This is a genomic window from Pseudomonas sp. S07E 245, from assembly GCF_019599025.1.
GTDB classification, from domain to species: Bacteria; Pseudomonadota; Gammaproteobacteria; order Pseudomonadales; family Pseudomonadaceae; genus Aquipseudomonas; species Aquipseudomonas shirazensis.
In genome coordinates, this window is record NZ_CP080625.1 from 626,516 (window position 1) to 640,563 (window position 14,048).

Here is a 14,048-nt window from a genome sequence, read left to right on the forward strand (position 1 = left end):
TGAGCCTCAGCGACGCGCCCATGACCTCCGTGATTGATACCCTCGAGCAGCACCTGCTCACCGCTCTCGACCCTGCTCCGTTGGAAACCCGGCGCCTGTTCCATGGCCGTGGCCGCTGCTGGGCAGGGCTTGAGCAGATCACGGTCGACTGGCTGCAGGGGGTGTTGCTGGTGGCGTTGTTCCGCGAGCCACCCGAGGGCCAGCTGGCTGAGCTTGAGGCGATGCTGCGGGCACTGGCCGAGCGCACACTGTGGACCGGCGAGGCGATTTTGATTCAGCACCGTTACCTGCCCGACAGCCCCGGCCAGTGGTTGCTTGGCGAGCCGGTGCAGCAGCGTGAGGTGGTCGAAGACGGCCTGACCTACCTGCTCGATCTGGGCGTGCGCCAGAACAACGGTCTGTTTCTGGACATGCGCTATGGCCGGCGCTGGGTGCGTGAGCACGCCGCTGGCAAGCGGGTACTCAATCTGTTCGCCTATACCTGCGGTTTCTCGGTGGCGGCGATCGCCAACGGCGCTGCTCAGGTGGTCAATCTGGACATGGCCAAGTCGGCACTGTCGCGTGGACGCGAGAACCATCGGCTCAATGGCCATGATGTGAGCCAGGTGGCGTTTCTGGGTCATGAACTGTTCAAGTCATGGGGCAAAGTGCGCAAGTACGGGCCGTATGACCTGATCATCATCGACCCGCCGACGTTCCAGCGCGGCAGCTTTGTGCTGACCCAGGACTACGCGAAAATCCTGCGCCGCTTGCCCGAGTTGCTCAGCGCAGGCGGCACGGTGCTGGCGTGTGTCAACGACCCGGCGATTGGCTCGGACTTCCTGATCCAGGGCATGGCCGAACAGGCGCCGGGCTTGCAGTTCATCGAGCGTCTGCAGAATCCGCCGGAGTTTGCCGATGCTGATCCTGAGGGTGGCTTGAAGGCGCTGGTGTTCCGCCAACTATAAGCTGCCGCCCTCGACAACGAGGGCGACAGTGCTTGGCAGGGTTCAGGCAGGCAATGCGCGGGCCTGGGCGGGCATCGGGTAGACCTGGGCGAAAGCGACGTTGTCGGTTTGATCGACGCGCTTTTTCAGGCGTTCGTTGAAAGCCCGGCTGACCGCGTACTGGCCACCGGAAATGGTTCGGAACTGCGCGGTCAGGACGAACCCGTTGAGGTCCATACGGTCGACGCCGAACACCTGCAGCGGCCCTTGCAGGTTGATCCGCAGCAGTGGGTCTTCGCTGATCGACTTGCCCACTTCGTGAATCAACGCCAGCGACTGATCGACGTCACTGTCGTAGGTGAACTGCACCGAGAAGAACGCATAGGCAAACTGCCGCGACTGGTTGGTAACCGCCTTGATCTGGCCAAACGGCACCGAGTGGACGAAGCCCTTGCCGTCGCGCAAGCGCAGGGTGCGGATGGTCAGGCTCTCGACCGTGCCGGCGTGGCCGGAGTCGAGCACCACCCAGTCACCGATCGAAATGGTGTCTTCGATCAGGATGAACAGCCCGGTGATCACATCCTGCACCAACTGCTGCGAACCAAAACCGATGGCCAGGCCAATTACCCCGGCACCGGCCAGCAGCGGCGCAACGTTGATGCCCAGGTTGGCCATGGTGGTGATGGTGCAGATCACTACCAGGATCACTTTCACCGCATTACGCAGCATCGGCAGGATGGTGCGCACGCGAGTGCTGGGCTGGCGCGAGCTGCGCTTGCCGACGGGTGGCTTCAGCGCCTCTTGAATGGCGGTGTCGAGCACCACCCACAGCAGCCAGGTCACCAGCAGGATCAGGCCGATACTTGAAATTGAGTTACTGATGGCCTGGCCGAGGCGGTTGCTCAGGGCAAAGTCGATCACCGAGAAACCCCAGATGCGCCCGAGCAGCTCGATAAAGGTAATCGCCATGGCGATGCGCAACAGCGCATGGGCGAGGCTGCGTAGCAGCTCCTTGTAGGGGCGGACCTTCTGCTGCGTATCAACCTTGCGTGACGCCAGCAGGTGTTGCAGCAGGGTGCTGAGGAACAGCGTGGCCACCAGCAGCACGGTGGTCAGCAGGGCATTCTGCAGGGCTTTCTGGCTCTCTTCGCCGGCACCGATCAGGTTGATCGCCGAGACCAGAATCATCATCAGGATCGGCAGGTACCACAGCTTGGAGAAGATCCGCAGGGTCTCCTGCACTGCACGGTGGTGCAGGCGATCATGCAGGTCGCGGTTGCGGATCAGGTGACCCACCGGCCGGCGCAGGCGCAGGACCAGGCTGGCAAAGATGAAGGTGGCGATCAGGCCGGTGATCACGGCGATGCTGGCGGTGATATTGCCGCCGACCTGGCGAGCGATCTGCGGGCTGGTCAGCGCGTCGCTCCAGGCCGCGAGAAAGCCGATCATGAACAACGCACGCGGTGCCATCTGCCTGATCACGGCGACGGCAGGGCGTTTGTGGCCTGCATCGAACAGGGTGATCAGGCAGAGGATGATCGACGTCGAGAACAGGCCGCTGCTGGTCGCGTAGGCCAGGCTCAGGCCGAGTGCGCGGGCAATCGATGGGTCGAGAAAGCGGCTGGCATACAGCGTCAGCGGCAAGCTCGCCAGGGCCGGCAAGGTATAGGGCAGCAAGTACCTCAGCAAGCCACGCAGGCGCTTGCGCCGTTGCAGCAGGGCGGTGCGCGCGCAGCGGGCGGCGAGCCAGCGGCCGAGCAGGCTGAGCAGCGAGAAACTGGCGGCCCAGGCTATCGTCAGCAGAACAAAATCGCCGATCAGTTGCAGGCCGTCGTGCCCCGAGTGGCGGTCGACCAGGCGCTCCACCTCTTTGCTGGCGCGGTCGGTGCGCAGGCGCCAGGTGTCCAGCACATGGGCATCGAGGTCGAGGTCTTTGGCTGCACTGTCGAGGCCATCGGCCAGGGCACCCAGCAAGCCACCCTGCAAAACCGGAGCAGGTTCTTCGGCGGGAGCTTCGGCAGGCGCGGGGTCAGCGGCGTAGAGTGAAGTGCTCAGCAACAGGCTGAGAAGTAGCGGGGTTAGCAAGCGCAGCACTGGAGTACTCCTTGGGCCGTGGCGGGCGTGGGGGGTTACTCAAGGAACTGATTGCCGAAGGCGAGGGAAGTTCGATGCAATCCGGGCCATGGCCTGGCCCGGATTGCTCTGGCAAGCGTCAGTCGATCACTGGCCGGTGTAGATCTGGTCGAACACGCCACCGTCGTTGAAGTGGGTCTTCTGCACCGTGCGCCAGTCACCAAAGGTCTTCTCTACCGAGAGGAAGTCGACTTTCGGGAAGCGGTCGGTGTACTTGGCCAGTACCGCTGGATCACGCGGGCGCAGGTAGTTGTTGGCAGCGATTTCCTGGCCTTGTGGCGACCACAGGTACTTCAGGTATTCTTCGGCGGCGGCGCGGGTGCCCTTCTTGTCGACCACCTTGTCGACCACGGTGACCGGCGGCTCGGCTTCGGCCGATACGCTTGGGTAGACCACTTCGAACTGATCGCGACCGAATTCGCGGGCGATCATTTCGGCTTCGTTTTCAAAGGTGACCAGCACGTCGCCGATCTGGTTGGTCATGAACGTGGTGGTAGCCGCCCGGCCACCGGTGTCGAGCACTGGCGCCTGCTTGAACAGCTTGCCGACAAAGTCCTTGGCTTTGTTTTCGTCGCCGCCGTTTTTCAGCACGTAGCCCCAGGCCGAGAGGTAGGTGTAACGGCCGTTACCGGAGGTCTTGGGGTTGGGCACGATCACCTGGACGCCGTCCTTGAGCAGGTCAGGCCAGTCTTTCAGCGCTTTCGGGTTGCCTTTGCGCACGATGAACACGGTGGCCGAGGTGAACGGCGCGCTGTTGTTTGGCAGGCGCGTGACCCAGTTGTCCGGGACCAGCTTGCCGTTATCGACCAGGGCATTGATGTCGGTCGCCATGTTCATGGTGATGACGTCAGCCGGCAGGCCATCGATCACCGAGCGCGCTTGCTTGCTCGAACCGCCGAAGGACATCTGCAGGTTGATCTTCTCTTTGTGCTCGGCTTCCCAGTGCTTCTGGAAAGCGGCGTTGTAGTCCTTGTAGAAATCGCGCATCACGTCATAGGAAACGTTGAGCAGCGTCGGTGCGGCCTGGGCCAGGTTGCCCAGAGTCAAGCCTGCGGCGAGCAGCGAGGCGGTAAACAGTTTTTTCACGACGCGATCCTTGTTCTTGAAACAGTTAATGGCAGAGTGCCTGCGACTATAGCGGGTGTTTCCCAAGCGTTTAAAGAACGAAATACGCTTTGGTTATTCCTTCCTGGGGAACAGCGCATTGCCGCAGCGCGAGCAGAACGCAGCGCCGTGCTCATGGCTGTTTTTACGGCAGGTCGGGCAGTCGTGCTGGAGTTGTTCGCCACGCATGGCGTTGGCCAGCTCGGCGGTGAAAATGCCGGTCGGCACGGCGATGATCGAGTAACCGGTGATCATCACCAGTGACGACAGCACCTGGCCCAGCGGCGTCTTCGGCACGATATCGCCAAAGCCCACGGTAGTCAGGGTGACGATCGCCCAGTAGATGCCTTTGGGGATGCTGGTGAAGCCATGCTCGGGCCCTTCGACCACGTACATCAAGGTGCCGAACACGGTCACCAGAGTCGATACGCTGACCAGAAACACGATGATCTTCTGCTTGCTGCCGCGCAGCGCGCTCATCAGGTAGTTGGCCTGCTTGAGGTACGGGCTCAGCTTGAGCACGCGGAAGATCCGCAGCATGCGGATCACGCGGATGATCAGCAGGTACTGGGCGTCGCTGTAATACAAGGCGATGATGCCCGGCACGATGGCCAGCAGATCGACCAGGCCGTAGAAGCTGAAGGCATAGCGCAGCGGCTTGGGCGAGCAGTACAGGCGGGTCAGGTATTCAGCGAGAAAGATCGCCGTAAAGCCCCACTCGATGGCGGCGAGCAGGCCTGAATAGTTCTGGTGAACCTCATCGATACTGTCGAGGATCACCACCACCAGGCTGGCCAGAATGATCAGCAGCAGGGTCTTGTCGAAGCGTCTGCCAGCGGTGGTGTCGGATTGAAAAACCAGAATGTAGAGCCGCTCGCGCAGGCTCGCCGGGGAGTTCATGGGGCGCGTTCCATTATGCAATGGGCAGAGCCTAGGGCTTGCCCCTCAGCTGTGCAAGCGGCGTGGCTTACCGCCCGCCAGCCCGCGCGGCAGGCGGCTGCTCAGGTGCAGCAACCAGCAGGCGGCCACAAACGGCGCGGTCAAGGCGGCCACCGGCAGCAGGTTGAACAGCGGTTGCAAGGCGATGGCCAGGATGATCGCCAGCAGCGGCAACCACGGCCGTTCGCGCTGGCCGCAAAAGGCCAGTGCCGCCAGCGCGGCATTGAAACCGAGCAAGCCCATCCCGGCGCTGTGGACATCGCCCATGAGCAGCGCAACGCAGGCGCCCAGGCCTGAACCGAACAAAGCCCAAAGTGCAGCGCTGCGATTGGACAGGAACAAACCGATGGCGATCAGCAGCCCCGCCAGCGGCTGCTCCAGCAGAAACACCTGGCCCAGGCCACGCGCCAGTGCCTGCAGAGGCTCGGCACTGACCGCTATGCCGGCGGCAGACGGCTGCGCAGCCAGCAGCGCGGCCCAGCCGAGCAGGACGAACGGTGCGGTATAGGCCGGCAGCAGGCAGGCGCCGCGTTTGCGCCATTGATGGACGAGGATGCTCGACAGGCCACTGGCGGCGATGATCAGCGGCGGCAGAATCACTGACCATGGCAACACTGCGCTGAACAGGATGCCGATCAGCACGCCGTTGTAGCTGTACAGGCCGGCCTGGCGATCAGCCCGGTCGTAGCCGCGCCGCTGCGCCGTGAGCAACCCTGCCAGCGCGCCCAGCAGGGCACCACCGACCAACTGCGGGGCGGTCAGAAGGATGGCGAGCAGACAACACAGGCCGCACAGCGGGCTACGCTGCAGCAATACCTGGCTGAAGCCGTTGAGAAGCGCCGTGGCCCAGTCGGGGCACGGGGTGACGAAATTTTGTGTGTACATGGGCAGTCAGTAGGTTGAAGTTGGCGGTGGGCCTCTTTGGGCCTCGGTTCCGCGGTTGGTCTTTTGGGCCGCTCTGCGGCCTTCGCGGGTGAACCCGCTCCCACAGGGTTTTGTGTGGGAGCGGGCTTGCCCGCGAAGGCTGCAAAGCAGCCCAATACGGTCCTAGATCAAAGTCTCGATGCGCAGCGTGTTGGTCGTGCCCGGCTTGCCAAACGGCACCCCGGCGGTGATCAGCAGCGTATCGCCGATGCTGGCCATGCCTTGCGCCTGGGCGATTTCCAGTGCGGTCGAGCAGATTTCGTCGACCTGGCGCAGGCGGTCGTTGACCACCGAGTGCACGCCCCAGGTCACGCTCAGGCGGCGCGCCGTCACCAGATTTGGCGTCAGGTTGAGGATCGGTGCCCGTGGCCGTTCGCGGGCGGCGCGCAGGGTCGAGGCCCCGGACTCGCTGTAGTTGACCAGCACCGCCACCGGCAGAATGCCGCTGATACGGCGGATTGCACAGCTGATCGCATCCGAGGTGGTGGCCTCGGCTTTTGGCCGGCCAACGTCGAGCTGTGCCTGGTAATCCGGGCCGTTTTCCACCTGGCGGATGATCTTGCTCATCATCTGTACGGCTTCCAGCGGATAGTCACCGGAGGCGGTTTCCGCAGACAGCATCACCGCATCGGCGCCTTCGGCGACCGCGTTGGCGACGTCGGTGACTTCGGCGCGGGTGGGCGCAGGCGAGAAGCGCATCGACTCGAGCATCTGCGTTGCCACCACCACCGGGCGGCCGAGCTGGCGGCAGGTGTTGATGATGTGCTTCTGGATCTGCGGCACGCTCTCGGCGGGGACTTCCACGCCCAGATCGCCACGGGCAACCATGATTGCATCGGACAGCTCGGCGATGGCCTGCAACTGGTCGACCGCCGACGGCTTCTCGATCTTGGCCATGAGGTAAGCGCGGTCGCCGATCAGCTCGCGCGCTTCGATGATGTCCTCAGGGCGCTGCACGAACGACAGCGCCACCCAGTCCACCCCAAGCTCCAGGCCGAAGGCCAGGTCGCGGCGGTCTTTCTCGGTCAGCGGGCTCAACTCGAGCACCGCCTGCGGCACGTTGACACCCTTGCGGTCGGACAGCTCGCCGCCGGCCAGCACTTCGGTATCGATGGCGTCGTCATGCTTGGCGGTCACGCGCAGGCGCAGCTTGCCATCGTCGAGCAGCAAGTCCATGCCTGGCTGCAATGCAGCGATGATTTCCGGGTGCGGCAGGTTGACCCGGTGGCTGTCGCCCGGGGTGCTGTCCAGGTCCAGGCGCAGGGCCTCGCCACGCTGCAGCTGGACCTTGCCTTCGGCAAAGCGACCGACGCGCAGCTTGGGCCCTTGCAGGTCCATGAGGATGCCCAGCGGGTAGTTCAGCTGTTGCTCGACTTCGCGGATCCACTGATAGCGCAGGGCGTGGTCGGCGTGCTCGCCGTGGCTGAAGTTGAGGCGAAAGATATTCACCCCGGCTGCGACCAGTTGGCGTACATCGTCGATGCCGTTGATGGCAGGGCCGAGGGTGGCGAGGATTTTGACTTTTTTATCAGGCGTCATGATTGGGCAGTCTCGAGAATCAGAATGGCGCGGAAGTCGTTGACGTTGGTACGGGTCGGCTCGGTTACGATCAGGGCGTCGAGCGCGGCGAAGTAGCCGTAGCCATTGTTGTTGTCCAGCTCATCGCTGGCCGAAAGCCCCAGGGCAGCGGCGCGGGCATAGCTGGCCGGGGTCATGCTGGCGCCGGCATTGTCTTCCGAGCCATCGATGCCGTCGGTGTCGCCGGCCAGGGCATACACGCCCGGCAGGCCTTTGAGGTTTTCGGTGAGGCTGAGCAAAAACTCCGCGTTGCGCCCGCCACGGCCATTGCCGCGCACGGTCACGGTGGTTTCACCGCCGGAGAGAATCACGCAGGGCGCCTTCAGCGGCTGGCCGTGCTGGACGATTTGCCGAGCGATGCCGGCATGCACCTTGGCCACCTCGCGCGACTCGCCTTCAAGGTCACCGAGGATCAGCGGGCTGAAGCCGGCCTGGCGGGCTTTCACGGCTGCCGCCTCCAGCGACTGCTGGGGTTTGGCGATCAATTGGAAGTGGCTGCGGGCCAGGGCCGGGTCGTCGGCTTTGACGGTTTCCGAAGCCGGGTTGTTGAGCCAGTCGATGACCGCTTGCGGCGCTTCGATGTTGTAGCGTTTGAGGATCGCCAGTGCTTGCGCCGAGGTGCTCGGATCGGCCACCGTCGGGCCGGAGGCGATCACGGTGGCGAGGTCGCCGGGCACATCGGAAATGGCATAGGTGTACAGCGTGGCCGGCCAGCAGGCCTTGGCCAGGCGGCCGCCCTTGATCGCCGAGAGGTGCTTGCGCACGCAGTTCATCTCGCCGATGGTCGCGCCCGACTTGAGCAGGGCCTTGTTGATCTGTTGCTTGTCGGCCAGGGACAGGCCTGCGGCTGGCAGGGCGAGCAGGGCAGAGCCGCCGCCAGACAGCAGGCAGATCACCCGGTCGCTTTCAGTGAGGTTGCTGACCAGCTCCAGCACGCGCTTGGCCACGGCCAGGCCGGCGGCATCGGGAACAGGATGGGCCGCTTCGACCACTTCGATTTCCTGGCAGCTGGCGCCGTGCCCATAGCGGGTCACGACCAGCCCGGAGACTTCACCTTGCCAGGTTTTTTCGACCACTTCGGCCATGGCTGCGGCGGCCTTGCCGGCGCCGATAACGATGACCCGGCCGCTACGGTCGGCGGGCAGGTAGGCTTCGAGGACCTGGCTTGGGTGGGCGGCGGCGATGGCTGTGTCGAACAGCTCGCGCAGAAATTGTTGCGGATCGACCGACATGGCAGGCTCCCAAAATTCTTGTTGTTATGCGTAATAAAAAAACGCCCCCGGAACGACCTCCGTGCAGGCTGAACCAGGGGCGGGTGTTGCTCGGTTGCGGGTCAGAGACCCCTGGGGGCTGCGTCGCAAGCCCCCGGATTCAAATCAATTCAAATCACTTCTCGTCGCGGATCGAGAAATTGGCCATGTGCTCCAGGCCCTTGATCAATGCCGAGTGGTCCCAGTTGCCGCCACCCAGTGCTACGCAAGTGCTGAACACTTGCTGCGCGTTGGAGGTGTTCGGCAGGTTGATGCCCAGCTCCTTGGCGCCTTGCAGGGCCAGGTTCAGGTCCTTCTGGTGCAGGTTGATGCGGAAGCCTGGATCGAAGGTGCCTTTGATCATGCGCTCGGCATGCACTTCAAGAATCTTCGACGAAGCGAAACCGCCCATCAGTGCTTCACGCACCTTGGCTGGGTCCGCGCCGTTCTTGGCGGCGAACAGCAGCGCCTCGCCAACTGCCTGGATGTTCAGCGCGACGATGATCTGGTTGGCGACCTTGGCGGTCTGGCCGTCACCGTTACCGCCGACGCGGGTGATGTTCTTGCCCATCAGCTCGAACAGCGGCAGGGTGCGCTCGAAGGCTTTCGGGCAACCACCGACCATGATGCTCAGGGTGGCCGCCTTGGCGCCTACTTCGCCGCCGGACACCGGGGCGTCCAGATAGGCCGCGCCAGTGGCTTTGATCTTCTCGGCAAAGGCTTTGGTCGCGGTTGGCGAGATCGAGCTCATGTCGATGACGATCTTGTTCGGGCCAACACCTTCGGCAACGCCGTTTTCACCGAACAGGACAGCTTCGACCTGCGGGGTATCCGGGACCATGACGATGATGAATTCAGCTTCCTGAGCCACTTCCTTTGGATTGGCCAGGGCCACCGCGCCAGCGGCGATCAGGTCAGCCGGTGCTGCGTCGTGATGGGTCGAAACGAACAGGCTGTGACCTGCTTTTTGCAGGTTTTGGGCCATGGGCTTGCCCATGATGCCAGTGCCGATAAAACCGATTTTAGCCATGAGAGATACCCTCTTTTGTAATTGTCGAATCTCGATGAACCAGGCGCAGCCCGATCAGATCGCGTTGTGCGTCTTCAGCCAGCCCAGGCCCGCTTCAGTGGTGGTCAGCGGCTTGTACTCGGCGCCGACCCAGCCCTTGTAGCCGATGCGGTCCAGGTGCTCGAACAGGAAGCGGTAGTTGATCTCACCGGTGCCGGGTTCGTTGCGGCCAGGGTTGTCGGCCAGCTGGATGTGGTTGATGCGCGGCAGGTTGGCTTCGATGGTGCGCGCCAGGTCACCTTCCATGATCTGCATGTGGTAGATGTCGTACTGCAGGAACAGGTTGGCGCTGGCGACCTCGGTCTGGATGTCCAGCGCTTGCTGCGTGGTGTTCAGGTAGAAGCCAGGGATGTCGCGGGTGTTGATCATTTCCATGACCAGACGGATCCCGGCGGCCTGCAACTTGTCGGCGGCAAACTTGAGGTTGTCGACAAAGGTCTTGCGCACGGTGGCGCATTCCAGACCCTGTGGCCGAATGCCCGCCAGGCAGTTGATCTGGGTATTGCCCAGCTCCTTGGCATAGGCGATGGCCTTGTCGACACCGGCGCGGAATTCTTCGACGCGGTCGGGGTGGCAGGCAATCCCGCGCTCACCTGTCGACCAATCGCCCGCAGGAAGGTTGAACAACACCTGGGTCAGGCCATTGGCGTCCAGTTGCGCCTTGATTTCAGCGGCGCTGAAATCGTACGGGAAGAGATATTCGACACCGCTGAAGCCAGCGTCGGCGGCGGCCTTGAAGCGGGCCAGAAAGTCCTGCTCGGTAAACAGCATGGACAGGTTGGCAGCGAAGCGAGGCATGGTGATCTCCTTGCAAATGAAAGCCCCCGGCACAACCGGCGCGGGGGCGTCAGGCAATCAGTCGAGCAGCGAAATAGCGGTAGGGGCGTCGTTGCCCACCAGGGCGAGGTCTTCGAACTCGTTGACCGCGTTGATTTCGGTGCCCATGGAAATGTTGGTGACGCGCTCGAGAATGATTTCAACCACGACCGGCACGCGGAACTCTTCGGCCATCTTCTGCGCCTTGAGCAGGGCAGGGGCGATTTCGCCTGGCTCGAATACGCGCAGGGCCTTGCAACCCAAACCTTCGACGACTGCAACGTGATCGACACCGTAGCTGCCGGCTTCGGTCGAGTTGATGTTCTCGAACGCCAGTTGTACACAGTAGTCCATCTCGAAGCCACGCTGGGACTGACGGATCAGGCCGAGGTAGGCGTTGTTCACCAGCACGTGGACGTAGGGCAGATTGAACTGCGCGCCAACAGCCAGCTCTTCGATCATGAACTGGAAGTCGTAGTCACCAGACAGCGCGACGACTTTGCGTTGCGGGTCGGCCTTGACCACACCGAGGGCCGCCGGAATGGTCCAGCCGAGCGGGCCGGCCTGGCCGCAGTTGATCCAGTGACGCGGCTTGTACACGTGCAGGAGCTGCGCGCCAGCGATCTGCGACAAACCGATGGTGCTGATGTAGCAGGTGTCCTTGCCAAATACCTTGTTCATCTCTTCATAGACGCGCTGCGGCTTGACCGGCACGTTGTCGAAGTGGGTCTTGCGCTGCAGGCTGGCCTTGCGCTGCTGGCAGTCTTCCAACCAGGCACTGCGGTCCTTGAGCTTGCCGGCGGCTTTCCACTCGCGGGCCACTTCCAGGAACATATCCAGCGCCTTGCCAGCATCGGAAACGATGCCCAGGTCCGGGGTGAACACGCGGCCGATCTGGGTCGGTTCGATGTCGACGTGAACGAAGCTGCGGCCTTCGGTGTAGACATCGACAGAACCGGTGTGGCGGTTGGCCCAGCGGTTACCGATACCGAACACCATGTCCGATTTGAGCAGGGTCGCGTTGCCGTAGCGGTGCGAGGTCTGCAGGCCGACCATGCCCACCATCAGCGGGTGATCGTCCGGGATGGTGCCCCAGCCCATCAGGGTCGGGATGACCGGCACGCCGGTCAGTTCGGCGAACTCGACCAACTTGTCGCTGGCGTCGGCATTGATGATGCCGCCACCGGCCACCAGCAATGGGCGCTCGGCGTCATTGAGCATGGCCAGGGCTTTTTCCGCTTGCACGCGGGTAGCGCCTGGCTTGTTGATCTGCAGTGGCTCGTAGGCGTCGATGTCGAATTCGATCTCGGCCATCTGCACGTCGAACGGCAGGTCGATCAGCACCGGGCCTGGACGGCCGCTGCGCATTTCAAAGAAAGCCTTCTGGAATGCGTAAGGGACCTGGCCTGGCTCGAGCACGGTGGTTGCCCACTTGGTCACCGGCTTGACGATGCTGGTGATGTCGACGGCCTGGAAGTCTTCTTTGTGCAGACGTGCACGCGGCGCCTGGCCGGTAATGCACAGGATCGGGATGGAGTCGGCGGCGGCGCTGTACAGACCAGTGACCATGTCGGTACCGGCTGGGCCGGAAGTGCCGATGCACACGCCGATGTTGCCCGGGTTGGCGCGGGTGTAACCCTCGGCCATGTGCGAGGCACCTTCGACGTGGCGAGCGAGGACGTGATCGATGCCACCGACTTTCTTCAGGGCCGAGTACAGCGGGTTGATAGCGGCCCCTGGGATGCCGAATGCGGTATCTACACCTTCCCGGCGCATGACCAGAACGGCTGCATCGATTGCTCTCATTTTGCTCATGGGTTGTGCCTCATCGATTTTGTAATTGTATACAACTTTCTCTTGGCCAGAGTGTATTCACGCTCGGTGGCCTAGGTCAATCCATTTTCGTCGGCAGCAAACGCTTCGGTCGGAATGCCCGTGAAAACGGCGTTTCGTCTGATCGTGCACGATCGTCTAAAAATATTGTATACAAAGATAATCGTAGTTGTGTTCTATTTATGCCATTGGATTTCAACTGCCCTCAGGGCTTCTCACAACAAGAAGAGGACCTTTCCATGACCACTTTGACCCTCAAAGTCGCTGTCAGCCTGGTGAACGCCGCGCTGGCCGCAGGCCGCAAGATCAACGCTGCGCCGCTGACCGTGGCGGTGCTGGATGCCGGCGGGCATCTGCTGACCTTGCAGCGTGAAGACGGCGCCAGCCTGCTGCGCCCGCAGGTAGCGACCGGCAAGGCCTGGGGTGCAATTGCCCTGGGCAAGGGCTCGCGTCTGCTGGCGTTGGATGCGCAGCAGCGACCGGCGTTTTTTGCCGCATTGAATGGTTTGGGCGAGCGGCCGGTGGTGCCGGCGCCAGGGGGCGTGCTGATTCGCGATCAGCAGGGCAGGGTGCTGGGTGCGGTGGGGATCAGCGGCGATACTTCGGATATCGATGAACAGTGCGCAATCAGCGCCATCGAAGCGGCGGGCCTGACCGCAGATGCCGGTGTCGCGGCCTGATCACTGCACCCAGGGCCGCGCTGCGGCCCTTTCTGACTCAGCTCAAGCCAGCTCTGGCTCACAGCCCTTGAGCACGAGCCGAATGATCGTTTGCGCAGCGGCCTCGTAATCACTGTCGGCGAGCTTGGCCTTGCCGGTGACGGCGGCGATCTGCCAATCGAAGTCGGCGTAGGTCTGGGTCGCCGCCCAGATGCTGAACATCAGGTGATGGGCATCGACCGGGGCGATCTGTTTGCGCTCAATCCAGCGCTGGATGCACTCGATATTGTGCCGGGCCTGCTCGTTGAGCTGCTCGACCTGGCTCGGCGAAAGGTGCGGCGCGCCGTGCATGATCTCGCTGGCGAACACCTTCGAGGCATGGGGTAGATCACGCGAGATGCGGATCTTCGAGCGGATGTAGGCACTCAGCACTTCTTTCGGATCACCGTCGGCATTGAACGGCGTCGATGCCTGCATGATCGGCGCGATGATGCTCTCGAGCACCTCGCGGTAGAGGTTGTCCTTGGATTTGAAGTAGTAGTAGACGTTCGGCTTGGGCAAACCCGCCTTGGCCGCAATGTCGCTGGTTTTGGTGGCGGCAAAGCCCTTGTCGGCGAATTCCTCGCTGGCCGCGCGCAGGATCAGTTCCTTGTTGCGCTCGCGAATGGTGCTCATTGCAGGGATCTTCCTCGGAAAGGGCGCCTCTAGGAGGGATCGGGCATGGTAGCACCGGCCCGGAGCGAGGCTCAAGGCAGGCTGTTTGCGCAAGGGACGAGGGAGCTGGTCTGGGGGCAGCCGGGGTGATGAGCATCGCAGA

Annotated in this window: 12 protein-coding genes; 2 read left to right on the forward strand and 10 right to left on the reverse strand. The window is 62.8% G+C overall.

All coding sequences use genetic code 11. From position 1 onward, the window contains the following. Positions 1 to 20: 20 nt before the first annotated feature. Positions 21 to 947, forward strand: coding sequence for a class I SAM-dependent methyltransferase (locus K3F44_RS02950; protein WP_220633306.1), 927 nt, complete (start codon positions 21 to 23; stop codon positions 945 to 947). A 42-nt stretch (positions 948 to 989) separates the two neighbouring features. On the opposite strand, the gene K3F44_RS02955 is transcribed toward K3F44_RS02950, so the two are convergent. From K3F44_RS02955 to gcl, 9 genes are all read right to left on the reverse strand, one after another. Then, positions 990 to 3,020 (reverse strand): mechanosensitive ion channel family protein, encoded by a 2,031-nt coding sequence (locus K3F44_RS02955; protein ID WP_101317950.1) that lies wholly within the window; start codon positions 3,018 to 3,020, stop codon positions 990 to 992. Positions 3,021 to 3,146: 126 nt separating this feature from the next. Continuing rightward, a complete protein-coding gene (locus K3F44_RS02960; protein WP_150569750.1) occupies positions 3,147 to 4,145 on the reverse strand; it encodes a sulfate ABC transporter substrate-binding protein in 999 nt (332 codons plus the stop codon). Positions 4,146 to 4,238: 93 nt separating this feature from the next. Continuing rightward, positions 4,239 to 5,063, reverse strand: a complete 825-nt coding sequence (locus tag K3F44_RS02965) for an ion transporter (protein WP_150569749.1) — start codon at positions 5,061 to 5,063, stop codon at positions 4,239 to 4,241. Positions 5,064 to 5,108: 45 nt separating this feature from the next. Then, positions 5,109 to 5,987 (reverse strand): urea transporter, encoded by an 879-nt coding sequence (locus K3F44_RS02970; RefSeq protein WP_220633307.1) that lies wholly within the window; start codon positions 5,985 to 5,987, stop codon positions 5,109 to 5,111. A 162-nt stretch (positions 5,988 to 6,149) separates the two neighbouring features. Then, positions 6,150 to 7,565 (reverse strand): pyruvate kinase, encoded by a 1,416-nt coding sequence (pyk, locus tag K3F44_RS02975; protein ID WP_220633308.1) that lies wholly within the window; start codon positions 7,563 to 7,565, stop codon positions 6,150 to 6,152. After that, on the reverse strand, positions 7,562 to 8,836 hold the full coding sequence (locus tag K3F44_RS02980; RefSeq protein ID WP_220633309.1) for a glycerate kinase: 1,275 nt from the start codon (positions 8,834 to 8,836) through the stop codon (positions 7,562 to 7,564). The genes pyk and K3F44_RS02980 overlap by 4 nt, the downstream gene beginning before the upstream one ends. 154 nt (positions 8,837 to 8,990) lie before the next feature. Continuing rightward, a complete protein-coding gene (locus tag K3F44_RS02985; protein ID WP_101317964.1) occupies positions 8,991 to 9,884 on the reverse strand; it encodes a 2-hydroxy-3-oxopropionate reductase in 894 nt (297 codons plus the stop codon). A gap of 54 nt (positions 9,885 to 9,938) precedes the next feature. After that, positions 9,939 to 10,721 (reverse strand): hydroxypyruvate isomerase, encoded by a 783-nt coding sequence (hyi, locus tag K3F44_RS02990; protein ID WP_150569745.1) that lies wholly within the window; start codon positions 10,719 to 10,721, stop codon positions 9,939 to 9,941. A gap of 57 nt (positions 10,722 to 10,778) precedes the next feature. Next, the gene (gene gcl / locus K3F44_RS02995) at positions 10,779 to 12,554 is read right to left on the reverse strand and encodes a glyoxylate carboligase (protein WP_101317968.1); all 1,776 of its coding nucleotides are present in this window, start codon (positions 12,552 to 12,554) and stop codon (positions 10,779 to 10,781) included. Between the two features lie 257 nt (positions 12,555 to 12,811). Between gcl and K3F44_RS03000 the strand changes: the two genes are divergently transcribed. Then, positions 12,812 to 13,252: a heme-binding protein gene (locus tag K3F44_RS03000; protein WP_101317970.1), complete on the forward strand. Its 441-nt coding sequence runs from the start codon at positions 12,812 to 12,814 to the stop codon at positions 13,250 to 13,252. A 42-nt stretch (positions 13,253 to 13,294) separates the two neighbouring features. Here the strand turns inward: K3F44_RS03000 and K3F44_RS03005 are convergent, their stop codons facing one another. Next, positions 13,295 to 13,906: a TetR/AcrR family transcriptional regulator gene (locus K3F44_RS03005; protein ID WP_101317973.1), complete on the reverse strand. Its 612-nt coding sequence runs from the start codon at positions 13,904 to 13,906 to the stop codon at positions 13,295 to 13,297. Positions 13,907 to 14,048 lie beyond the last annotated feature (142 nt).

Coding starts and splice junctions, on each gene's coding strand:
- K3F44_RS02950 (WP_220633306.1), top strand. CDS start 21: ATGACCTCCGTGATTGATACCCTCGAGCAGCACCTGCTCACCGCTCTC.
- K3F44_RS02965 (WP_150569749.1), bottom strand. CDS start 5,063: ATGAACTCCCCGGCGAGCCTGCGCGAGCGGCTCTACATTCTGGTTTTT.
- K3F44_RS02970 (WP_220633307.1), bottom strand. CDS start 5,987: ATGTACACACAAAATTTCGTCACCCCGTGCCCCGACTGGGCCACGGCG.
- pyk (WP_220633308.1), bottom strand. CDS start 7,565: ATGACGCCTGATAAAAAAGTCAAAATCCTCGCCACCCTCGGCCCTGCC.
- K3F44_RS02980 (WP_220633309.1), bottom strand. CDS start 8,836: ATGTCGGTCGATCCGCAACAATTTCTGCGCGAGCTGTTCGACACAGCC.
- K3F44_RS02985 (WP_101317964.1), bottom strand. CDS start 9,884: ATGGCTAAAATCGGTTTTATCGGCACTGGCATCATGGGCAAGCCCATG.
- hyi (WP_150569745.1), bottom strand. CDS start 10,721: ATGCCTCGCTTCGCTGCCAACCTGTCCATGCTGTTTACCGAGCAGGAC.
- gcl (WP_101317968.1), bottom strand. CDS start 12,554: ATGAGCAAAATGAGAGCAATCGATGCAGCCGTTCTGGTCATGCGCCGG.
- K3F44_RS03000 (WP_101317970.1), top strand. CDS start 12,812: ATGACCACTTTGACCCTCAAAGTCGCTGTCAGCCTGGTGAACGCCGCG.
- K3F44_RS03005 (WP_101317973.1), bottom strand. CDS start 13,906: ATGAGCACCATTCGCGAGCGCAACAAGGAACTGATCCTGCGCGCGGCC.